Below are 22443 nucleotides of genomic sequence, written 5' to 3'. Positions count from 1 at the left end.
CAGGCACCGCGTTCCCGGGTTGATATAAATTGATTTGGATCAAGTTCCATGGGATCGCTGGACAACGCGTTGGCGCAATCACCGGTTCACCTGCGTCGGCTTATATGCTCCAACCAAGCCCATGATCGCCGCCCCGCCCCGCCCTGAACGACCAGCCGTGTTGGTGACCGGTGCCGCACGCCGTATCGGGGCTGCCATCGCCCGTTGCTTCGCCGATGCCGGCTGGCATGTTGTGATCCATGCCCGCCGTCCGGACATCGACGCACAGGCGCTGGCTGACGAACTTCCCAGCGCGGAGGTCATGATGGCCGATCTTGCCGACATCGATGCCGCCCCTGCGCTGGTGCAACGCCTGGCCGCGCGTCTGCCGGACTGGCGCGTGCTGGTGAACAATGCCGCACGGTTTGGCCCGGCACCGAATGCGGCGGATGCCATGGGCACCTTCCGCCTCAATGCGCTGGCGCCATGGACGCTGGCCGATGCATTCCTGCGCCTGCCTCCGCTCGCCGGCGGGCGGCGGGTGATCCACCTGACCGACCAGAAGGTCGCGCACCCCAATCCGGACTTTCCCCATTATACCATGGCCAAGCACGCGCTGGCCGGCGCCGTGGCCGGACAACAGATGGCGCAGGACCAGGCTGGCCGAGCACAGGACCGGATCTTCGCGCTTGCCCCGGGCGCAATCCTGGCCAGCCTGGACCAGAGCGAGGCGGAGGCCGACCGGACGCATCGGCTCAACCTCCTGCGACGCCGCGTCTCTCTGCCGGACATGGCCGACGCGGCGCTGTTCCTTGCCACCGGGCCGCTGGTGGGCGGGCAGACGCTGTTCGTCGATTGCGGCCAACATCTGCTGCGCCAGCCGCGCGACGTCATCTTTCTGGGGCAGGACAGGCAGGCCGACATATGAAACAGCGCCACACCTTCGCCACGCGGCTGTGGCACTGGCTGAATGCGCTGTGCCTGCTGGTATTGCTGATGAGCGGGCTGAACATCTCGAATGCGCACCCATGGCTATACTGGGGCGACTCCGGATTCCAGCCCGCACACGCATGGGCCGCGCTGCCGCGCTTTCCGCACTGGATGACCATCCCGGACCGCTACAGCCTGGCGATCGCGCGGGACTGGCATGTGCTGTTTGCCTGGGTGTTCGCCCTGTCGCTGCTTGCCTACATGCTGGCCTCCCTGCGCAACCGGCATTTTGCGCGCGATCTGGTAACGCGCCGGCGCGAGTGGCGGGTGGGTGCCATTCTTGCCGATATCGCCGCGCACCTCCGCCTGCGCTTTGCGGCGCACGGGGCGAAGTACAACTTCCTCCAGAAGCTGAGCTACGGTGTCGTCATCTTCATCCTGCTGCCGCTGATGATCCTCACCGGCATGGCGCTCAGCCCGGGCGCGGATGCTGCATGGGGGTGGCTGGGACAGGCGCTGGGCGGGCGGCAGAGCGCGCGCTCCATCCACTTCATCACCGCCGCGGCGCTCACCGGCTTCACGATCGGCCATGTGCTGCTGGTGTTGCTGTCCGGCCCCTGGGGGCAGCTGCGCGCCATGATCGGCGGAGGACGGATAGATGAACAGGCGTAACCTCTTGGCGACCCTGCTCGGCACGCTGACGGCCGGCTGTACGAAGATCGGGGAAACCGCACCCTTTGCCTGGGCGGTCGATCAGGCGGAAGGCCTGCACCGTGTCGCGCACCGTGCCATCGGCGGACCGCGTCCGCTGGCGCGCGAATATCCGCCTTCTGCCATCTCCGCCGATTTCCGCGGCAACGGCAGCACGGATGTGCCCACGCCTGCCTATCGCGCGCACCAGGCGGCCGGCTTTGCCGATTGGCGCCTGGTCGTCGGCGGGCTGGTCGAACGCCCGCTCTCGCTCTCCATGGCCGATATCCGCGCACTGCCGCAGCGCACGCAGATCACCCGGCACGATTGCGTGGAGGGCTGGAGCGCGATCGGCCAGTGGACCGGCCCGCAGCTTGGCCCGATCCTCGACCGCGCCGGCCTGCTGCCCGATGCCAGGTTCGTCATCTTCCGCTGTGCCGACCTGCTGTATGGCGCGCCGTACTACGAAAGCTGCGACCTAACGGACGCCTTCCACCCGCAGACCATCATCGCCCATCGGCTGAATGGCGGCGACCTGCCGGTGAAGAACGGCGCGCCCCTGCGGCTGCGGCTGGAACGGCAGCTGGGCTACAAGCATGCCAAGTACCTCACAGGCATCCAGGCCGTCGCCAGCCTGGACGGGTTCGGCGACGGCAATGGCGGCTTCTGGGAAGATCGCGGCTATCAGTGGTATGCCGGGATCTAGCTCAGATAGCGCACCCGCGGCCGCTGCCACGCCAGGCCGATCAGTCCGGCCAGTACAGCTGGGCGGGCCGATGACAGCAGGCAATTGACACGCGGACGAGCGCCCGGTCTATCCTTCTTGCACACTGCCAGGCTGCCGAAAGGAACACCCATGCCGCACCGCGCCCCGACACACCGGCGCCACCGCGCATGAGATCGGCTGAACGCCTGCTGGCGCGCGTGCTCGACCGGCTCGTGCGGCAGGGTACGCTTGCGCTGACCTTTGCCGACGGGACCACCCGCACCTTCGGCACGCCTGCCGCCGCGTTCCCCGATGTCGCGATGCGCTTCGCCGATGCCCGGGTCGCGCGGGACACGCTGCTGGACATGCGCCTGGGCTTCGCGGAAGCGTGGATCGACGGACGCGTCATCATCGAACAGGGGGACATCATGCAGGTGGTCACCCTGCTGCGGCACAATACCCGGTGGGAGGAACGCCGCGACCTCGCCCCGCCCTCCCCTACGCGGAAGCTGGCGGTCCGCCTGCGCCATCTGGCCAAGAGCTTCAACCGCCCGGGCAGCGCCCGCCGCAACGTGGCGCATCATTATGACATCGGCAACGCGCTTTACCGCCTGATGCTGGACGAAACGCACATGCAGTACAGCTGCGCCTACTGGCCGCGCCCGGATATGGAACTGGCCGAGGCGCAGACGGCGAAGCTGGCGCATATCGCCGCCAAGCTGGCGATCACGCCCGGCATGCGCGTGCTCGATATCGGGTGTGGCTGGGGCGGGATGGCGATCTACCTGGCACAGCACACCGGTGCGCAGGTGCTGGGCATCACCCTCAGCGCCGAGCAGCTGGCCCTGGCGCAGGAACGGGCGGCGGCGGCCGGCGTGGCCGACCGTGTGCGGTTCGAACTGGTGGACTACCGCGATCTTGCCACCCGGGGCGAGAGGTTCGACCGCATCGTCTCCGTCGGGATGTTCGAACATGTCGGGCAGCCGCAATTCACCACCTTCTTCCGCGCCTGCGCCGCGCTGCTGGCGCCGGACGGCGCGATGCTGCTGCACACGATCGGTCGCATGGGCGGACCCGGCCGGACCGATGCCTTCACGGCCAGATACATCTTCCCCGGCGGCTACATTCCCGCGCTCAGCGAGACACTCGCCGCCAGCGAGAGTGTGCGGCTGATTGCCACCGACGTGGAGGTCTGGCGGCGCCACTACGCCCCCACCCTGCATGCCTGGTACCGCAAGTGCCTGGCACACCGGGCGGAGATCGAGGCGCTGTTCGACGAGCGCTTCTTCCGCATGTGGACCTTCTACCTGGCGGGCGCCGCCACCGCCTTCGAGACCGGGGGCATGTGCAATTACCAGGTGCAATACGTGCTGGATCGCGACGCCCTGCCCCTGACGCGGGACTACATGGCGGAGCGGGAGCAGGCGCTGCTGGCGGGCTGAGCCGTCACCAGCAACAGAAAACGGCCGGCCCGGGATGATCCGGACCGGCCGTTTCTGTTTGCGCCGCAGGCAGTGGCCGGCAGGTCGAGACCTGCCGGCCAGTCGATCATGCCCAGGCCACGTTCTCCTGGTGGGCCAGGCTGGTCTGGCTGAACGAGCCGGACATCATCGCTGCCGTGCCGCTCTGGCCGATCTCGCCCTGCATGTCCGCCGCGCTGACGCCGATGAAGTCCGCCACCAGCTGGCCACGGAAGAACATCTGCGCACCTTCGGAGCTGTCGAGGAAGGTGACGTTGCGTGCCGCCACGCCCAGCTCCAGGCTGTCCTGCGCGACATTGTAGTCCAGCACCCGGTCGACGCCCTCGTTGGCGGCGGCGAAGCGGAACGTGTCCGCGCCGTTGCCACCCACCAGGATGTCGTTGCCGCGACCACCATACAGGTAGTCGGCGCCGTTGCCGCCTTCCAGGTAGTCGTCGCCATTGCCGCCGAACAGCCGGTCGGCACCGGCACCACCGTACAGGTAGTCATTGCCGGCAGCGCCATCCAGCTGGTCGTTGCCGTTGTTGCCGTACAGGTAATCGTCCTGGTTGCGGCCGTTGATGATGTCCGCACCACCCAGACCACTGATGACATTGGCCTGGTTGGCCCGGCCGGTCAGCGTTTCGGCCTGGTTGTTGCCATACAGGATGAAGCCGTTGTTCACGCCGTCGACCACGAGCTGGACCGACTGCACCTGGAACTCGTACTCCTGCGAGGCCAGCACATCGCGGGCGGCGGTGTTCTCGATGGTCGCGACCGCCACGCCGTTGGCGTAGACGATGGTGTCACCGTCGACTTCCTCGTAACGCACCCGGCCATTGCCCAGCGAGTTGATGCGGAAGGTGTCACCCTCTTCCCAGTCGGTGATCGTGGCGTAGCTGGCATTCAGGAAAGCACCGCTCACCACGAAGGTGTCGTTGCCCGCACCGCCGGTCAGCGTGTTGTTGCCACGGCCGCCCAGCAGCGTGTCGTCGCCTTCGCGGCCGAGCAGCGTGTCGTCGCCATCATTGCCGGTCAGCACGTTGTTCGCCGCATTGCCCAGCAGCACGTCGTCGCCCGCACCACCCGTGGCGTTCTCGATCATCACCCCGCGCGCGATGAGGTAGCCGCCCCAGATATCGTCCACGTACGACACCACGCCACCACCCGTCGGGGTGTAGTCGATGGTCGCCGCGAACAGGTCGATCTGTGCATCACGTGCGCCATCGTACTGGATGGTATCGACGCCGGCCGTATCCCAGATCGTCTCGTAATAGGTGCCGGCATCGTTGACGTCACCCAGCAGGTACACGTTGTCGCCCGTGGCATACTGGTTGATGACGTCATACCGTTCCTGCAGCGCCGCGATGTCGAAGGCGCTCAGCGTGCCGGACCAGCCGCTGTCGATGTTATTGACCGAGTACGGCGTCGGGCCATCCGGATGGAAGTCCCACGCATCGTTGTAGGACATCACGGTATAGATGCCCTGGTTCAGGTCATAGACGCCGTAGGAACCGGTCGCGGAGGTGACGCCCGGCATGATTTCGGACCCGCCACCCCGGTCGTGCGGATGCGCCAGGCCATGTGCATGGCCGAACTCGTGCAGGATGACGGCGAAGGAATAACCGCCCTGCTCCAGGCTGATCTGGTCGCCCGGGATGTTCTGGGTGGAGAAGCCATCCTTGTCCCAGCCGCCGCTGTTCACGTTGAACGCGCCGATGCCCTTGGCATCGCCGTAGGCCGGATCCTGCGGGTAGAAGTAGGCGCCATACTGCGTGCTGGTGGTGGTCAGCAGGCGGAAGGTCGCCGCCGACGCATCGGTGGTGATCTCGTAATTGGTGCCCAGGATCTTCGAATACTCGCCCAGCGCCAGCATGACCTGCTGGATCTCGCGCTCGTTCCAGCCATAGGACGGGATCGGGCTGGTGCCGTCATCCGCGGTCTCGCCGAAGGTCTCGCCGGCATTGGCGAAATAGACATAGGCCGTGTTCGACGAGTCGAACGGCACGTTGGCCGCCGAGTCCCAGATGATCGAGTCGAGCGGATCGAGATCGGCCAGGTCCACAGCGCTGGTCGTGATCGAGAAGCCGCCGGTCTGACCCGAATAGGCAGTCACGTCGAGGTAGTAGGTGCCGGTCTCGGACACGAGGAAGCTGATGCTCGACGACACGTCATTGGGGAAGTTGATGTCGTCACTTTCCGCAACCAGGGCGAAGCTGGCATTGTACAGCGCGATATAGGTGTCCAGCTCGCCCGGCCGTACTTGGAAGCCGGACTCGTAGTCGGCGCCGCCGTTCACTTCGATCGTAACGATCGTGCCCGCAGTGGCCGTGAACTTGTAGGTGTCGATGTCTCCGCCCAAGGACGGGCTGATCGGGTTCGTGGCGGTACTGGCGTCGATGAAGCCGTAGACCACGTCACCGCCGATGATGATTTCCGGAGCCGCTTCCACGGTGTCCGACACGACGTCCGCGCCCGTGTACTCGATCGCGTCCAGCGTGAAGTCGCCGCTGTCGGTCGGATCGAAGGACGCTGCCACGATATAGTACAGGCCGGCAGTCGCCGCCGTGAAGGTGATCAGCGAGTTGATGCCGGCGCCACCGTCATCGTCGCTGACGAGCAGGTTGAACTGCGCATCGTAGATTTCGAGCAGCGGGTCGGCCAGCGGGTTCTCGCCACGACCGAACAGGGAGAACAGGACGGTCTCGCCCGCAGCCAGGTTGATCGTGAACAGTCCGATATCACCCGGCTCGACCGTGCCGTCGATCATCAGTTCGCCCGGCACGGACGTCGACGCACTCGCGGCGCTCAGGGAAACATGGGTGGCGGCGGCGAGTTCGCCCGCGCCATAATAGCCGGCGGACAGCACGTCGCCTGTCTTCGCCATGCACATGGTGCAACCGCAACCCAGGACGTCGGGCGTGTCGGTCTTGTCCATCAGATGTACGTTATTGCGCATGAAGAGATAGTCCTCAACGTTAAGGGCGCCCTCTATGCCTGTCCGCTGTACGGATCCGGTGGCCCGACCCCAAGAGAGCAATGCCGTCTTGTTCATCCAATTTTAACCGAACGCAATAGATGAACATACAAGACGATGAATTTTGTTTTCACAGGAAATCAGCACCCGTGCCTGGCGCAACCACACTGCTCCTGTTCCTGCTTGCCGGCGCCCCCGCCGGCCACCCCGTCACCGCGCAGGAATCGCCGGTGAAGGAAGCCGCGGCCCGGCCCGCCACGCCCGCCCGCCTGCCCTGGGCACGTGGCCGCAGCTTTGCGACGCTGGATGCCTACCTGGCCTATCTGGAGCAGTATAATGGCCCGATCGATCTGCCCTGGTGGCGGGAGATCCGGCCGGGCGTGTACGAGAAGATGGTGCGGTTGCCGGAGGGCAGCCGCGAGGTCGTCACCCGTACGCAGCTGGAACGTCGCTGGGGCTTCGCGCCCCTGCGCTGACCACGCTTGCGCCAGGCGACACCGGGCCGTAGCGTCGCCTCCATGACAGCCTTGCCGGCCCTGCTGCGCCGCTTCCCCCCGCTCGTTCTGCTGTTGCTGGCGCTGGTCCCGGCTTGCGCGCGGGCGGAGGTGACGGCACATTTCCACAGCTTCAACGGATCGGTGATGTTCGGCCGGTACCCGCACACCTTCGTGGTGTTCGACGGGCATCTGGATGACACCAACACGCCCGTGCACGAAAACTGGGGCTTCTCGGCCCGCCGGGTGACGCCGGCGATCCTGTCCGGCCCGGTGGAACACATCGTGATGGTGGAGGAGGAGGCGCAGATCGCCCGTACCAACCGCCATTTCAGCGTGACCCTGTCCGATGCGACCTACCGCCGGATGCGTGCGGAGGTGGACGCATGGCGCGATGCGCCCGGCCGCTATTATGACCTGGACCGCCGCAACTGCATCCACTTCGTCGGCCGCCTGGCGCAGATGGCAGGGCTGACCGTGGACTATCCGCCGGGATTGCTGCGCAAGCCGCGTGCCTGGCTGAACCATGTCGCCGCACTGAACCCGCAGCTGCACGCCGCGCCGATCTGATTTCTGCTTTCCTACGTCTTTGCGGCCATGGCAGGGGCACTGCCCACATTGCCGCGCGCGGATCGTGCTGGTAGGCGCGCGGCGATTTCTTGTCCGGAGCTTTGCATGACAGATCGGCCCCCCATCAAGCGCGTTGTCCTCGCCTATTCGGGCGGGCTCGACACCAGTGTCATTCTGAAATGGCTGCAGGTGACCTACAATTGCGAGGTCGTGACCTTCACCGCCGATCTCGGCCAGGGCGAGGAGCTGGAGCCTGCCCGCGCCAAGGCCCGCCTGATGGGCGTGCCGGACGAGCACATCCATATCGAGGACCTGCGCGAGGAATTCGTGCGCGACTTCGTGTTCCCGATGATGCGCGCCAATGCCCGCTACGAAGGCGACTACCTGCTCGGCACCTCGATCGCCCGCCCGCTGATCGCCAAGCGGCTGGTGGAGATCGCGCGGGAGACCGGCGCCGACGCCATCTCTCACGGCGCCACCGGCAAGGGCAACGACCAGGTCCGGTTCGAACTGGGTGCCTACGCCTTGGCGCCCGACATCCGCGTGATCGCCCCGTGGCGCGAATGGGACCTGACCAGCCGCACCGCGCTGATCGCATGGGCGGAGGCGCACCAGATCCCGGTGCCCAAGGACAAGCGCGGCGAGAGCCCGTTCTCCGTCGACGCCAACCTCCTGCACACCTCGTCCGAGGGCAAGGTGCTGGAGGATCCGTGGGAGGAAGTGCCGTCCTACGTGTTCAGCCGCACGGTCGATCCGGAGGATGCGCCGGACCTGCCGGAATACATCACCGTGGATTTCGAACGCGGTGACGGCATCGCGCTGAATGGCGAGGCGATGAGCCCGGCCACGCTGTTGGCCGCGCTTAACGAGCTGGGGCGCAAGCACGGGATCGGGCGGCTCGACCTCGTCGAGAACCGCTTCGTCGGCATGAAGAGCCGCGGCATGTACGAGACGCCGGGTGGCGAGATCTATGCCCGGGCGCATCGCGGGATCGAGCAGATCACCCTGGACCGCGGCGCCGCCCACCTGAAGGACGAGTTGATGCCCCGCTATGCGGAGCTGATCTACAATGGCTTCTGGTTCTCGCCGGAGCGGGAGATGCTGCAGGCCGCGATCGACCATTCGCAGGCGCAGGTCAGCGGCACCGTCCGGCTGAAGCTGTACAAGGGGCTGGCCAGCGTGGTCGGTCGCAAGTCGCCCAACTCGCTCTATTCTGAGGCGCATGTTACCTTCGAGGATGATGCCGGCGCATATGACCAGCAGGATGCGGCGGGGTTCATCCGGCTGAACGCCTTGCGGCTGAAGCTGCTGGCCAAGCGGGACGGAAAGTAACGATTCGCCACGTCGGGATCGTTCGGGAGCCGTAGCGGCGAGCCGAACGATCCCCGCGACGGGCTGATTCCGAGCCTGCGCGAACGTTCCGGCGAAAGGGACGAGTGGAGCCGAGGACGGGGCCGGCGGAGGCTGATGGGGTTACCGCCAGCGATCATGCACCGTATCCAGTCCGTGGATGGACGGGATGACAAACATGAAGCGGATCGCACTGGCCCTGGCAGCCCTGACGGCTACCGGCACAGCACTCAGTCCGCTGAACGCGACCGAGGTCGCGCAGCCTCTGCCAGCCGAGTATGTCGAGTACGATCCGGCCGAACCCCGGTTCCAGATCGCCGACGATATTTCCGCCGAGATCGCCGAGAATGGCGACCCGATCGATGGCGGCGTGGCCAGCTGGTACGGCCCGGGCCTGGCCGGCCGGCCGACCGCCAGTGGCGAGGCGTTCAATCCGTCCGAACTGACCGCCGCCCATCGCACGCTGCCGTTCGGCAGCATGGTGCGGGTGAGCCATCGCGGCGAATCCGTCGTCGTGCGGATCAATGATCGTGGTCCGTTCCATGGCAACCGCGTGATCGACCTGTCCTCCGCCGCCGCAGAGCGGATCGGCCTGCGCCGCGCCGGATCGGGCCGCGTGCAGCTGGCGCTGCTCGACAGCTGAGCGCCGGTGGCGGGGCATGGCGCCCTGCCCTTCTTCTCCCCGCTACATCCGCGTGATCCTGGGTTCGCACCGGGCCGGTGACACGGCATGGGGGGTGACAGGGGTTGCACTGTGCAGGAGGGCGGCCTTCAGCGCCTTCCCGATCCCTGGATCCGGCCGCAGGCCCGCCTCTGGCTCCCCCTTCACCTCCGGCGCCGCCAAGCCGTCCACCCGGGCGTGGAGCGCGGTGGCGTCCTTGTCCCATTCGGCGCCGGCCTGCTCCTTCGCACTGACGAGCGCGGCGGCACGGGACAGGCGGGCGGCCTGCAGGGCGACGATCTCCGGGTCCTCCGGCTCCTCCTCGTCCGTCGCCTGCTCCCATGCCGCGCCCGCCTTGGCCGCCGCATTGGCGCACCAGGTGGCGCGGGGCGTGGCGGCGCGGGTGGGCGCGTCACCGGCGATGGCGGCGAGCAGCGCATCCAGCCCGGCCTCGTCCGCCGCGATGCGCGGGTCCTCGGCCGCCTTGTCCAGCCGCCCGGCCAGCGCCAGCAGCAGGCGGTTGTCGTAGCGGCGACGGGTGGCGACGACCTCCCCGCGATAGAGCACCGGCTCCTCGATCCCGTTCAGCGCACGGTCGTGGATCACCGCCTCCACATGCACCCGCGCCGCCGCCTGCGCCCCGGCCCAGCCGCGCGCGAACAGCGGATCGCGCCGGCGCAGCTTGTAGGCGGTGTGCGCCGAGGTGCCGACCGCCGCGCAGGCGCTACGCACATTGCCGTTGGTGGCCAGCGCGGAGAGGAACTGCACCTGCCGTTCGGGCGTGAGCTGGTTGGTGGCGGCATCCTCCAGCCCGGGCCACAGCGCGGCGAAGGCCACCTGCGCGCGCGCCTCCGCCTCCCGCCACTGTGTGTAACGCCAGGCGTGATCGTTCTCCTCCTCCGTCAGCGCGGGATCCCACATGTCGTCCTGCTGCGAGGAGATGCGCGGCAGCCGATCGTCGGGCAGGCCGATGTCGCGGTCGCCCGGCACCCAGCCACGTCCGGCATCATGCGACAGGCCGCGCTGCGTGGCGGGGGTGTGCGCGGCGGGTGCGGGTGCGTCCAGGCCGACCGAGCGGCGATACTCCGCCACCTCCGCCCGCAGCTTCAGCTCCCGCTCGAAGGCGTTGGGGGCGTGGATGCGGTCGATCTCGTCAATGCCGATGCACTTCTCCGGGATGGGCCCGAGCGCCGGGTGGCGCGGGGGCTGTTCGGTGTAGGTGCTGGTGCTGGCATGCGGAGCGGGGTGCGGGTGGGAGGCCATGGATCACCTTTGGTCGTGGGCGCGCGGGCGCCGGTGATCGAGGCAGGTATGCTATGTGGGGGGCTGTAGGAAAGTATGTGCGTTCTGTGCAAAGTGACGGGCAAGCCGTTGACCCGATCAACTAGCTGTCTACCCATACTGGTATGAAGCTCAGCCTCAAACATCGCGATCAACGTTTAGGCCCTATGATCAATAAGAGATTGCGTCGGCGAACTGCATCTCAGCGCAAGATTAAAGTTAAGAATCTTCGATCTGCCTGGCCCTACACTCAAGATCGTTATGTGATAAAAGCTCCGCACGCCATCAACGTGCAAGGAAAATCAAACCGGAGACAAAACTCGAAGTTCTTTAATCAAATTAGAAAGTCCATTATAGACCGTGAGATGAAAGCCATCCTTGACTTTTCTGATACTCAACACATACACCCAACAGGAGGTTTGCTCCTGACTGCAGAGCTCGATCGAGCGAAGCGGATCTCGGAGCAGCTCTTTGATGTAAAGATTGTGAACTCCGAGGTGCCAACCATCAATGCTGTGTTAAACCAAATCGGGATAGCGGAAATTTGCGGCGTCGCGCTTGAAGTTGAAGACGCTGATAAAGCTGAGAACGTCCGTCATTGGCGGTTTGCGACAGGCGAGCGGATTAATCATCAGACAACACGGGCGTTTGAGCAGTTTGAAGGTAAGCTAGCGGGTAATCTGCGCAAAGGCATGTGGAAGAGTATTTCTGAAGCATTGGGAAACAGTGCCCTTCACGCCTACGTCGCGCCTCGCGGAACAGGTACGAAACGCATGGGCCACAAGCGATGGTGGATGTTCTCTCAAGAACGAGACGAAAGGCTTACCGTCGTAGTTTGCGACCTTGGCATCGGAATCCCCAACTCCCTCCCGTTGAAAATGGAACCTAGTGCCCTTAGTAGGCTTTATGACGGAATAGTCGGGCAAGGCCGGGATTGCCGCGCAATTCGAGGCGCTATCAAACTGGGTGCGTCTAGTACCGGCGAGGCGCATCGAGGCAAAGGCCTGCCTCAGATTTGGCATGAATTACGTGATTTGAACGCTGATAGTGTAACCATTCTCAGCAACAAAGGAGCGGTATCATGGAGCCGAGAAACCAATTCTGAAAGGAGCTTTGAGTATAACGAAAGTATTTTCGGCACCGTAATTTCTTGGGTCGTGCCATTGGGTTAGTAGGATGACAGAGACTGTGAATATCAACATCGGTCGACAGTTCTCACGGTTTCCGTCAGGTCGGACGCCGATTGATAGCGCATTTTCCGGTGAGGCTTTCCGAGAGAAGTTTCTGCTTGCCCCGTTGAAGGCGGGAAAAGTCGTACAGGTTGAGTTAGACGACGCGATATCTTACGGCTCGTCATTCCTGGATGAGGCGTTCGGCGGATTAGTTCGGAAACACGCCATGTCTGTTCCGTTTTTAAAAGAAAGTTTAAAGTTCGTTTCTTTTGATCGGTCGCTAAAAAGCGAAATTTGGTCATACATTCAAAATACGTAAATAGCTGTGACGGATTTCATAAAGCTCACGGTTCCTGCCATTCTAGTAATAGCTGGCTGGTACGTAGTTTACCGCAACGCGCTGAAACTGGAGTTCCGGAAAGACACGAGAAAGCTGATTGAGATCACAATTGGCATTGTTGAATCAGTCACAGAGGATTCGCGCGATTACTATTCCGAAAGCAATCGCGATCACATCGGTTATCTGTCAGCTCGCATAAAGGCTGACCTCTCGCTCATTTCTCACTATATCTTTATGATCGAGTCCTGTGGCGTGAAGTTCAAAGGTTCTGATGCGTTAGTTGACTTTCGCAAATGCGTGTCGGGATCATACTTCGAAACGACCGATTTCCGGAAGCAAATCGATCTTCCTGGATGGCATTCAGAGCTTTCGGTATCGTCAGCGCGTCTCAAGATGCTGCTTGACAGGTGTTACTTTGAATGGACCAATGCTTTGAAGTCGAAGCATATTGTCAGAACGTACTTGCAGAAGAACTTCAAAGAGTCGCTATAAATAGCAAATGATCCCGCGACCAAGTTACCCGTTATACTTAGGCTCCGAGTAGATCCAGGGCTCGCGCCGCCTCTTCCCGGCAAAGCTATTTCCGCGCGAACGGCATCCTTCACGCATGGTCGGCTAATAACAATCCCCTCTTCGCTCCGTTCTACGACCCGCCGCAATCCTCACGGTAATCAGGGTCAAAGAACTAAATGGCGCCCGGGGCGCATGGGACGCTGTATGTCGGGGTGACCGCCGCCATTGCGGCGCGCGTGATGCAGCATCGGGAGGGGCGTGGGTCCGTGTTCTGCAAGGAGCATGGGTGCCCGCGGCTGGTCTATGTCGAGCGGCATGAGGGGATCGAGGAGGCGATCCGGCGGGAGAAGCAGGTGAAGGCCTGGAAGCGGCAGTGGAAGTTGCGGTTGATCCGGGCGGGTAATCCGGAGTGGCGGGATCTGTTTGAGGATGTGCTGGCGTAGCGCTCGGCCGTCGCCCCTGCGGAGGCAGGCGCGTAGCTGAGCTCTCCAACTTCGATGCCGTACACGGTGGAGGGCTTATCTGGGCCCCTGCCTGCGCAGGGGCGACGGCAATGGTTCGTTGCGCCAAACCCCTCCACCACCCGGCTGCGCCGGGCGGTCCCCCTCCCCATCTTGCGATGGGGAGGATTGGTGTGGCGCTACTTCAGCAGCAGCGGCGCCAGGTACTGGCCGGTGTAGCTGCGTTCCACCTTCACCACCTGTTCGGGCGTGCCTTCGGCGACGATCTCGCCGCCGCGGACGCCGCCTTCGGGGCCGAGGTCGATGATCCAGTCGGCGGTCTTGATGACGTCGAGATTGTGCTCGATCACCACCACGGAATTGCCCTGCTCCACCAGGCGGTGGAGGACTTCCAGCAGCTTGCGCACATCCTCGAAATGCAGGCCGGTGGTCGGCTCGTCGAGGATGTACAGCGTCTGCCCGGTGGAGCGGCGGGCGAGTTCCTTGGCCAGTTTCACGCGCTGCGCCTCGCCGCCCGAGAGCGTGGTCGCCTGCTGGCCGACCTTGACGTAGCCCAGGCCCACCTCGTTCAGCATGTGCATCCGGTCGCGGATGGGGGGGACGGCCTTGAAGAACTCCTCCGCATCCTCGACGTTCATGTCCAGCACGTCCGCGATGGACAGGCCCTTGAACTTCACCTCCAGCGTTTCGCGGTTGTAGCGGCGGCCGTGGCATTCCTCGCAGGTGACGTACACGTCGGGCAGGAAGTGCATCTCGATCTTGAGCAGGCCGTCGCCCTGGCACGCCTCGCACCGGCCGCCCTTCACGTTGAAGGAGAAGCGGCCGGGCTTGTAGCCGCGGGCCTGCGATTCCGGCAGGCCGGCGAACCAGTCGCGGATCAGGGTGAAGCTGCCGGTATAGGTGGCCGGGTTGCTGCGCGGGGTGCGGCCGATGGGCGACTGGTCGATCTCGATCACCTTGTCGCAATGCTGCAGCCCGGTGATCTTGTCATGCGCGCCGGCCAGGATGCGCGCACCGTTGAGCTGGCGGCTGGCGCCGGCCTGCAGCGTGTCGATAGTGAAGGAGGACTTGCCCGAGCCCGACACGCCCGTGATGCAGGTAAAGGTGCCCAGCGGGATGGAGGCGGTCACGCCCTTGAGGTTGTTGGCGCGGGCATTGTGGACGGTGATCTGCTTGCCGTTGCCCTTGCGCCGCTTGCCCGGCACCTCGATCTTGCGGGTGCCGTTGAGGTAGGCGGCGGTGAGCGAGCGCTTGCTCTTCAGGATCTGCTTGAGCGTGCCCTGCGCCACGATCTCGCCCCCATGGACGCCGGCGCCGGGGCCGAGATCGACCACATGGTCGGCGGTGCGGATGGCATCCTCGTCATGCTCGACCACGATGACGGTATTGCCGAGGTCGCGCAGGCGCTTCAGCGTTTCGAGCAGGCGGTCATTGTCGCGCTGGTGCAGGCCGATGGAGGGTTCGTCCAGCACGTAGAGCACGCCGGAAAGGCCGCTGCCGATCTGCGACGCGAGGCGGATGCGCTGGCTCTCGCCGCCGGACAGGGTGCCCGAGGTGCGGTCGAGGTTGAGGTAGTCGAGGCCGACATTGTCGAGGAAGCCGAGCCGCTCGTTGATCTCCTTCAGGATGGCCTTGGCGATCTGGTTCTGCGTGTCGGTCAGCTTCTGCGGCAGGTCGGTGAACCAGGCGAGCGCGTTGCTGACGGAGAAGCGGACGGGGGTGGCGATGTCCTCGTTGGCGACCTTCACCGCCAGCGCCTTGTCGTTGAGGCGCTTGCCGTGGCAGGTCTCGCACGGCTGCGCGGTCTGGTAGCGTTGCAGCTCCTCGCGCATCCAGGCGGATTCGGTCTGCAGCATGCGGCGGTTGAGGTTGCCGATGACGCCCTCGAACGCCTTGTCCACGGTGTAGCTCTTGCGGCCGTCCTTGAAGGTGAGCGGGACCTTCTTGCCGCCGGTGCCGTGCAGGATGGCGTGCTGGTGCTCGGCCGAGAGCTGGTCCCACGGGGTGGCGAGGTCGAAGCCGTAATGCGCGGCCAGGCTGGCGAGGACCTGCATGTAGTAGGGCGATGGCGGGTTGGACTTGGCCCAGGGCACGATGGCGCCCTGCTTCAGGCTGAGCCCTTCGTTGGGGACGACCAGCTGCGGGTCGAACAGCTGCTTCTCCCCCAGCCCGTCGCAGGTGGCGCAGGCGCCTTGCGGGGCGTTGAAGGAGAACAGGCGGGGCTCGATCTCCTCGATGGTGAAGCCGCTGACCGGGCAGGCGAAGCGTTCGGAGAAGGTGATGCGGTCCCCCTGCCCGTCCGCCGGCTCGACATAGGCGAGGCCGTCGGCGAGTTTCAGCGCGGTCTCGAAACTGTCGGCCAGGCGCGTCTCGATCCCTTCGCGCACGGCGATCCGGTCGACCACGACCTCCAGGTCATGCTTGAACTTCTTGTCGAGCGCCGGGGCCTGCTCGATCTCGTACAGCTCGCCATCGATGCGGACGCGGGTGAAGCCGGCCTTCTGCCATTCGGCCAGTTCCTTGCGGTACTCGCCCTTGCGGGCCCGGACCACGGGGGCGAGGAGGTAGAGGCGCGTGCCTTCCGGCAGGGCCATCACGCGGTCGACCATGTTGGACACGGTCTGCGCCTCGATCGGCAGGCCGGTGGTCGGGCTGTAGGGGGTGCCGATGCGGGCCCACAGCAGGCGCATGTAGTCGTAGATCTCCGTCACGGTGGCGACGGTGGAGCGCGGGTTGCGGCTGGTGGTCTTCTGCTCGATGGAGATGGCGGGGCTGAGGCCCTCGATATGCTCCACATCGGGCTTCTGCATCATCTCCAGGAACTGCCGCGCATAGGCGCTCAGGCTCTCGACGTAGCGGCGCTGCCCTTCGGCGTAGATCGTGTCGAAGGCGAGGCTCGACTTGCCGGAGCCGCTGAGGCCGGTGATGACGATCAGCGCATCGCGCGGCAGGTCGATGTCGATGCCCTTGAGGTTGTGCTCTCGGGCGCCGCGGACGGAAATCTGGGTAAGACTCATGGCGCGTATATGTTCGCGCCCCGTTCCGGGTGCAAGGCGGACGCGCGGCCGACCGGGGCTGATCCCGCACTTTCCGGAACCAGCCCCCGATCCGCGCGAGCCGCTACCCGGGCCCGCCGAAGCGGAAGCGTGCGCCGCCGTTCAGGACGAAGCCTTCGAGCGGCGCCCAGGCATCGACCGTCCAGCGTCCGTCGGCGGCCCGGACCGGTCTGAGCAGCGGATCGTACCTGGTCTGTCGGATGCCGAGGATGTTCTCCGCATTAAGGAACAGGCGCGCCTTGCCGACTGCGATCTCGCCCATCAGGCCGAGGTCGAGATAGGCGCGCGAGCGTGTGCGATACGGATTGTCGTCCAGGGACTGGTGGCCGGTGTAGTAGATCTCGAGCCCGAGCCGGCCCTTGTCGTGCTGCTCCCACATGGCGACAAGTCCGGCCGTGTGCCTGGGGGTGAGCGGCACGGGCCTGCGTCCTGATCCATCGGGGTTGCCCTCCTCAGCATCGACATAGACGTAGCTGCCGGTCACCGTGAGGTCCTGCCAGCGGTAACGGAGCAGCAGCTCCGTCCCCCGCGTCCGGGTGGTGCCCGGGACATTGACGAGCCGGACCCGCCCTGCCCCGTTGCCGGTGTCGACCGGCACCAGTTCGGTGCTGTTGCGCATGTCGGCGCCGAACACGGTGATGTTCGCCTCCAGCGGCCCGCGGCGGTAGCCAAGATCGACCGAGGCATTCGTGGCCGTTTCCGCCCGGAGACGGTCGAGGGGGCTCAGCCGCGACAACCCCGCCGCCTCGATCTCCTCCACGAACGGGGTTGGTGCGTAGAACCCGCGGCCGCCCGACAGCCGGACGGTCCAGAAGCCCGGCCGGTAGAGCAGCGACAGGCGCGGGCTGACCCGGGTGCCGAACTCGTCATGAAAGTCGATCCTGGCGCTGCCGGCTATCGTGAGGTCCGGGGAAAGGTCCCGTTCCAGCTGGCCGAACACCCCCGGCACATCGTAGGCATAATCGAAGACCGGGAAGGTCCGCGACCGGAAGGTGTCGCGCTGGAAGGCCACCCCGCCGATCCACGCCGTGCCGCCGGCCATCCCCGACACGGATGCCTCCGCAAAGGCGGTGCCGTGCCGGTCATCTTCCACGATGTCGCCAAACAGGTGCCGGTGGGTCTGGGTCATGCCCGAGCCGCGCAGATGCATGGTCACGCCATCCCCGACGGGCGCCTCGGCGACCAGACCGACATCAAAGCGGTCGGTATCCTGCGCCTGGGGAAAGGCACTGCCGTCGGCGACCGTCCGCCCTTCCAGCGTTCCACCGCGCCGTCGTTCGGTCATCGCGCCGGCCGTCAGGAAGACCTGCGCACCATTGGCCCCTTCCCAGAACAGGCGCGGCCGTACCGTCCACCTGTCGTAGCCCGGCATGTCCACCCAGCCATCATCATCGAGATCCTTGCGCGCCTGACGATGGTAGCCCCCGGTGATCGACCCGCCGATGCCGCCGCCCAGCGGCGCGGCGGCATAGACGGTGACGTCCTGGCCATTGCGCGAGGTGGCATTGAGCAGGGTCTCCGCCTCCGGCATGTCGCCCGGCCGGCGCGATACCAGGTTGATCACCCCGGCAAGCGCCGACGGACCGTAGAGCGCGGAGGCCGCCCCCTTGATGACCTCCACCTGGCCGAGATCGGTGGGCGGGATCTGCAGCAGACCGAGGGACGATGCCTGCCCGCCATAGAGCGGCAGCCCGTCCGCGAGCAGCTGGGTATAACGGCCTTCCATCCCCTGCACCCGGACGTTGGCCGAGCCGAGCGCGGGAGAGGTGATCTGCACGCGCAAACCGCCGGTCTCGCTGAGGATCGTTGCGATGTTGCCGGGCCGCATGAGGATCTTCTCCTCGATCTCCTCGCGGGCGATCACTTCGACCCGGACGGGCTCGTCCTGCACACGGCGGTTGGACCGGGTCGCCTGGACGATGATCTCGTCCTCTCCCTCCACTGCTCCGCCGGGGTCGGGCGGAACGGTCTGGGCGAAGGCGGCGGCGGGCATGAGCAATGATGCGCCCACCAGCAGGGCGCGACGAAACGTGATGGTCAATCCTTGAACTCCTGAGCACGATGTCAGCAAGCAGGCGCGATGCCTGCGGCTTGCAGTGCTCAGGCGGCAGGCGGCTCGATCGGCGGCGCCTGTGCAGCGGAGGTCAGCGCCCAGGTGGGCAAGGCCCAGAGCAACACCCGAACGAGGTGCCGGGTGCCGATGGCCGGCCCGGAGCCGACCGCCGGTGCGACCGGGCAATGATTGTGACATCCATGCACGAGATCGGCCTGCGGGTGACCGTCACCGGCATGATCGACGGAGCGGGCGTGCGCGACAGCACCCGCCTCTGTCCAGACACCGCCATCGGCCTCCGCCGGGGACAGGTGGAGGCCGCACCAGAGCACCGCGATCGCGAGCAGGAGACGGACGATGCGGTGCATGCGGCAGCCCTTAGCCCAGTTCGGCGCCAAGGCCCAGAACCTCTGTCAGATCAGCGATCCTGCGCGATCGCGGGTGGCGGCTTGTCGCGGGCCGTTCCGTGCCCGGCGCCATTGCAGCGAGCGGGCATTGGCGGCGGGCAGGTCCAGCGCGCCGTCCCGCGCGGCGCGCGCGAGGGCGACCGCCGCGGTCAGCTGGGCGTCCGTGGCGTGACGGTAGGCGGGGCGGCGGGGGATGGCGTCGTACCAGCAGCCGCCCACCGCATTGTCGAGCAACACCCGGGCGAAGCAATGGTCGAGCGCGATCGGCCATCCGCGCGCGGCGGCAAGCGCAGGGAGATCGTGGCGGGTCAGCGCCAGCCATTCCTGCTGCAGCGCGGCCCGGTCGGCGGCGGAAAGTGGCGGCATCGCAGACATTCGTTCCGGCTGTGCTCCGCATGCGGCAGGGATGCCTGCCATAAACCGGCGCGGCGGCTTGACAAACGGCCCTGTCGGCCGGGAAGTTGCGCCTGGCGATTGCAGGGGGATTAGGCAGGTCATGCGGCATATTCTTGCGAGCGCGTTCCTGCTGGCGACGGGGCTGCCGGGCGCGCCGGCAGCGGCGGCACGAGGCGAAGCGGAGTTCCGGGCGCTGCTGACCGAGGCGGTGGCGATCGACACCAGCGCGGAGAGCGGATCGTGCACCCCGCTGGCCGAGCTGACCGCGCAACGCCTGCGCGAAGGCGGGCTGCCGGCAGAGGACGTCCACGTCTTCGTCCCGGAGGAGGATGCCAAGGCCGGCATCGTGGTGGCGACTTACCCCGGCACCGACGCAGGCGCCGCGCCGCTGCTGCTGGTCGGTCACCTGGACGTGGTCAACGCCCGGCGGGAGGACTGGACGCGCGATCCGTTCACCCTGTTCGAGGAGGATGGCGTGTTCTACGGCCGGGGGGTCGCGGACATGAAGGCACAGAACGCCATCTGGATCGACACCCTGCTGCGCTTCGCCGAAGAAGGCCATCGCCCGCGCCGCACGGTGAAGCTGGCGCTGACCTGCGGCGAGGAAGGCAGCGGCTTCGTGAACGGCGCCAGCTGGCTGGTCGAACACCAGCGCGACCTGATCGATGCCGGCATGGCGCTGAACGAGGGCGGCTATGGCGAGCTGACGGCCGATGGCGTGCCGGTGGCGCAGACCTTCCAGGCGGCGCAGAAGGTGGTGATGAGCTTCCAGCTGGAGGTCACCAACCCCGGCGGCCATTCCAGCGTGCCGCGGCCGGACAACGCGATCTACAGCCTGGCGCGCGCGCTGGACCGGATCGGCCACCACGAATTTCCAGTGCAGTTCATCGATGCCAATCGCGCCTATTTCACGCAGATGGCCGATGTCGTCGGCGGAGAGGCCGGCGCGGCCATGCGGCGGCTGGTGGCCGATCCCGGCGACGGGGAGGCTGACCGGCTGCTGAGCGCCAACCCGTCATGGCATACGATGCTGCGCACGACTTGCGTCGCCACCATGCTGACCGGCGGCCATGCGCCCAACGCCCTGCCGCAACGGGCGCGGGCGCACATCAACTGCCGGGTCTTGCCGGGGGTCGACCAGGCCGCGGTGCTGGCCGCGCTGGTCGCGGCGGTCGACGATCCGGAGGTTGCGGTCGAGGCGGTCGGCACCTGGCGCCCGATGGAGCCGGCGCCGGTGACCGAGGCATTGCTGGCGCCGGCGCGGGCGGCGGCGGAGGCGGTGTGGCCGGGCGTGCCCGTGGTGCCGTACCTAGCGCCGGGCGCGACCGATGCCGTCGCGCTGACGCCGGCGGGCATTCCGACCTATGGCGTCACCGGCTTGTTCCGCGATCCCGACAATAACGGGGTCCACGGGTTGAACGAGCGGCTGCGGGTGAAGTCCGTGATGGACGGCCGGCGGTTCCTGTATGCGCTGGTGAAGGCCTATGCGGAATGAGGGCCGGCCGGGGGTACGCTCCCTGCCGGTGATGGGCCGGACAGAACGTCAGGCGACCGAGATGCCGGGCTTCACCGTGGCGCGTTTCAGCGCCTCGGCCGCCTGCACCGCCTCCAGCCGCGCGGCGTGGATGGTGGCGGGCTCGCCGGGGATGGCGGCGCGGATGGCGGTGAGGGCCTCCTCCACCTCCTGCTTCACCGGGTCGTACGCCGCGCTGTCCTGACCGTGGGCGGGGCTGATCGCGAGGGCCTGCGTGGCGGAGACGATCATCAGCGCGTCGGTGGTGAAGGCGGCGCGCACCTTGGCGTCGAAGCGGCGGTTGTTGGCGCCTTCGAACAGCGCGGCGCCGAGGGTGGCGGCAGAGGTCAGCACGTCGACAAGCGTGGTCATGGCAGCAGGGTCCCGATCCCGAGCAGCCCCGGCAGCGGGGAGGCGCCGATCCGTGCCAGCCGGTCGAGCAGGCCGAGCACCTGCCGGCCGCCTTCGCGCCGGATGCGCAGCTGCTGTTCGCTGGTGGGCTGGTTCCCGGCGAGCTGCACCAGCCCGGCATGCTGCGCGGTGATGTCGCGCAGCAGGGCGGCGGCTTCGTCATAGGCGGCGGCGGCGGCGGATTGCTGCTCGCCTTGCTCGATCAGCTGGAGCAGCACGGCACGGCGGGCCTCGAAATCCTGCAGCTGCGCCAGGTTGCGATTGGCGACCTGCAGTTGCGCGTTGGCGGCGACCTGATCCGCAGTGCCGACCACGCCGATGCGCCAGGCCTGCATCTGCGCGGCGAGTGCGATCACCGCCCGGTCGAAGGCAGGGCCGCGTTCGCGCACGGTGCGGGCGACGGCATCGCCCTGCCCGCGCGTCTGCGCGATGGCAGCGAAATAGTCGGCCAGCTCCGCCACCGGCCCGGCTGCGCCGACCAGATCGGGCGGTTCGTCGCCGGCGGGTGCCAGCAGCGATGCAAGCAGGTCGAGCGCGTTGGCGGCATCACTGACTGCAACGGTGAACTGCGGCTCCGTCTCCGGCGTGAGCTGCGACAGTTCGCCGAGATAGGCGCCGAGCGCGCCGATCAGCTGCATGGCCCCTTTCGCGGCGCGCGGGTCGATCGGGCGCAGGCTGTAGGTCGTGGACGGGGCGCCGGCGGCCAGCTCCGCATCGGACAGGCACAGGCTGTCTCCGGCGGTGAAGTCGGTCCGCAATTCTATGGCCGGGCCCCACAAGCAGGAGGGTTCGGACGCGACCAGGATGGCGTTCGCCTCCAGCTGGCGGCGGTGGGCCTCGTCGAAGAAGCTGGCGGCCCGGTCGCCCGCCTCCCGCCCGGCGGTGACGAATTCGCGCGTGTCGGTGACGAGCACCGCCTGCCGCGTGGCGCAGCCGGGCAGCAGGAGGACCAGCACTGGAACGAGCAGCAGAGTTGGGTTGCGCATGGTCGGCCCCCGGGGGTTCGGCCGCATCATCCGCCAG

Annotated in this window: 20 protein-coding genes; 12 read left to right on the top strand and 8 right to left on the bottom strand. The window is 66.3% G+C overall.

Features of this window, described 5'->3' with window-relative positions; genetic code table 11:
- Positions 1 to 163 precede the first annotated feature (163 nt).
- The 4 genes from PK98_RS03020 to PK98_RS03005 all read left to right on the top strand — a co-directional run bounded on the left by PK98_RS03020 (position 164) and on the right by PK98_RS03005 (position 3747).
- The gene (locus PK98_RS03020) at positions 164 to 907 is read left to right on the top strand and encodes an SDR family oxidoreductase (RefSeq protein WP_235425379.1); all 744 of its coding nucleotides are present in this window, start codon (positions 164 to 166) and stop codon (positions 905 to 907) included.
- Positions 904 to 1581, top strand: a complete 678-nt coding sequence (locus tag PK98_RS03015) for a cytochrome b/b6 domain-containing protein (protein ID WP_039094185.1) — start codon at positions 904 to 906, stop codon at positions 1579 to 1581. Before PK98_RS03020 ends, PK98_RS03015 begins: the two co-directional genes overlap by 4 nt.
- Positions 1568 to 2305: a molybdopterin-dependent oxidoreductase gene (locus PK98_RS03010; protein WP_039094183.1), complete on the top strand. Its 738-nt coding sequence runs from the start codon at positions 1568 to 1570 to the stop codon at positions 2303 to 2305. Before PK98_RS03015 ends, PK98_RS03010 begins: the two co-directional genes overlap by 14 nt.
- 188 nt (positions 2306 to 2493) lie before the next feature.
- Positions 2494 to 3747 carry an SAM-dependent methyltransferase gene (locus tag PK98_RS03005; RefSeq protein WP_039094181.1) on the top strand — a complete coding sequence of 418 codons (1254 nt, stop codon included), beginning with the start codon at positions 2494 to 2496 and terminating at the stop codon, positions 3745 to 3747.
- Between the two features lie 106 nt (positions 3748 to 3853).
- On the opposite strand, the gene PK98_RS17325 is transcribed toward PK98_RS03005, so the two are convergent.
- The gene (locus tag PK98_RS17325; RefSeq protein ID WP_161792394.1) at positions 3854 to 6724 is read right to left on the bottom strand and encodes a M10 family metallopeptidase C-terminal domain-containing protein; all 2871 of its coding nucleotides are present in this window, start codon (positions 6722 to 6724) and stop codon (positions 3854 to 3856) included.
- Between the two features lie 167 nt (positions 6725 to 6891).
- On the opposite strand from PK98_RS17325, the gene PK98_RS02995 reads away from it, so the two are divergent.
- The 4 genes from PK98_RS02995 (at position 6892) to PK98_RS16220 (ending at position 9799) form a co-directional block, all read left to right on the top strand.
- The gene (locus tag PK98_RS02995) at positions 6892 to 7218 is read left to right on the top strand and encodes a hypothetical protein (protein WP_039094177.1); all 327 of its coding nucleotides are present in this window, start codon (positions 6892 to 6894) and stop codon (positions 7216 to 7218) included.
- A 42-nt stretch (positions 7219 to 7260) separates the two neighbouring features.
- Entirely contained in the window at positions 7261 to 7806 is a 546-nt protein-coding gene (locus PK98_RS02990) for a hypothetical protein (protein ID WP_235425378.1), read from the top strand.
- 105 nt (positions 7807 to 7911) lie between these two features.
- The gene (locus tag PK98_RS02985) at positions 7912 to 9138 is read left to right on the top strand and encodes an argininosuccinate synthase (protein ID WP_039094175.1); all 1227 of its coding nucleotides are present in this window, start codon (positions 7912 to 7914) and stop codon (positions 9136 to 9138) included.
- A gap of 196 nt (positions 9139 to 9334) precedes the next feature.
- Positions 9335 to 9799: a septal ring lytic transglycosylase RlpA family protein gene (locus PK98_RS16220; protein ID WP_200884964.1), complete on the top strand. Its 465-nt coding sequence runs from the start codon at positions 9335 to 9337 to the stop codon at positions 9797 to 9799.
- A gap of 42 nt (positions 9800 to 9841) precedes the next feature.
- On the opposite strand, the gene PK98_RS15885 is transcribed toward PK98_RS16220, so the two are convergent.
- Positions 9842 to 11080, bottom strand: a complete 1239-nt coding sequence (locus PK98_RS15885; RefSeq protein WP_052207961.1) for a hypothetical protein — start codon at positions 11078 to 11080, stop codon at positions 9842 to 9844.
- A 143-nt stretch (positions 11081 to 11223) separates the two neighbouring features.
- On the opposite strand from PK98_RS15885, the gene PK98_RS16645 reads away from it, so the two are divergent.
- From PK98_RS16645 to PK98_RS02965, 3 genes are all read left to right on the top strand, one after another.
- Positions 11224 to 12270, top strand: a complete 1047-nt coding sequence (locus PK98_RS16645; protein WP_152608516.1) for a hypothetical protein — start codon at positions 11224 to 11226, stop codon at positions 12268 to 12270.
- 4 nt (positions 12271 to 12274) lie between these two features.
- A complete protein-coding gene (locus PK98_RS17540; protein ID WP_081996011.1) occupies positions 12275 to 12589 on the top strand; it encodes an STAS-like domain-containing protein in 315 nt (104 codons plus the stop codon).
- A 710-nt stretch (positions 12590 to 13299) separates the two neighbouring features.
- A complete protein-coding gene (locus PK98_RS02965) occupies positions 13300 to 13566 on the top strand; it encodes a GIY-YIG nuclease family protein (RefSeq protein ID WP_039094171.1) in 267 nt (88 codons plus the stop codon).
- A 197-nt stretch (positions 13567 to 13763) separates the two neighbouring features.
- On the opposite strand, the gene uvrA is transcribed toward PK98_RS02965, so the two are convergent.
- From uvrA to PK98_RS02945, 4 genes are all read right to left on the bottom strand, one after another.
- Positions 13764 to 16601 carry an excinuclease ABC subunit UvrA gene (gene uvrA / locus PK98_RS02960; RefSeq protein ID WP_039094169.1) on the bottom strand — a complete coding sequence of 946 codons (2838 nt, stop codon included), beginning with the start codon at positions 16599 to 16601 and terminating at the stop codon, positions 13764 to 13766.
- A 103-nt stretch (positions 16602 to 16704) separates the two neighbouring features.
- A complete protein-coding gene (locus tag PK98_RS02955; RefSeq protein ID WP_039094167.1) occupies positions 16705 to 18681 on the bottom strand; it encodes a TonB-dependent receptor plug domain-containing protein in 1977 nt (658 codons plus the stop codon).
- 59 nt (positions 18682 to 18740) lie between these two features.
- On the bottom strand, positions 18741 to 19061 hold the full coding sequence (locus PK98_RS02950; protein WP_039094165.1) for a hypothetical protein: 321 nt from the start codon (positions 19059 to 19061) through the stop codon (positions 18741 to 18743).
- A 45-nt stretch (positions 19062 to 19106) separates the two neighbouring features.
- The gene (locus PK98_RS02945; RefSeq protein ID WP_039094163.1) at positions 19107 to 19466 is read right to left on the bottom strand and encodes a hypothetical protein; all 360 of its coding nucleotides are present in this window, start codon (positions 19464 to 19466) and stop codon (positions 19107 to 19109) included.
- Positions 19467 to 19596: 130 nt separating this feature from the next.
- On the opposite strand from PK98_RS02945, the gene PK98_RS02940 reads away from it, so the two are divergent.
- Positions 19597 to 20991: a M20/M25/M40 family metallo-hydrolase gene (locus PK98_RS02940; protein ID WP_039094161.1), complete on the top strand. Its 1395-nt coding sequence runs from the start codon at positions 19597 to 19599 to the stop codon at positions 20989 to 20991.
- A 48-nt stretch (positions 20992 to 21039) separates the two neighbouring features.
- Here PK98_RS02940 and PK98_RS02935 read toward each other — a convergent pair whose 3' ends face one another.
- Positions 21040 to 21381, bottom strand: coding sequence for a hypothetical protein (locus PK98_RS02935; protein WP_039094159.1), 342 nt, complete (start codon positions 21379 to 21381; stop codon positions 21040 to 21042).
- The gene (locus tag PK98_RS02930; protein ID WP_152608515.1) at positions 21378 to 22406 is read right to left on the bottom strand and encodes a hypothetical protein; all 1029 of its coding nucleotides are present in this window, start codon (positions 22404 to 22406) and stop codon (positions 21378 to 21380) included. Before PK98_RS02930 ends, PK98_RS02935 begins: the two co-directional genes overlap by 4 nt.
- Positions 22407 to 22443: the final 37 nt, after the last annotated feature.

This window comes from Croceibacterium mercuriale, from assembly GCF_000802385.1.
Classification (GTDB): domain Bacteria; phylum Pseudomonadota; class Alphaproteobacteria; order Sphingomonadales; family Sphingomonadaceae; genus Croceibacterium; species Croceibacterium mercuriale.
The sequence above is the reverse complement of the archived record's forward strand: the minus strand, read 5'-3'. Positions and strand labels throughout refer to the sequence as shown.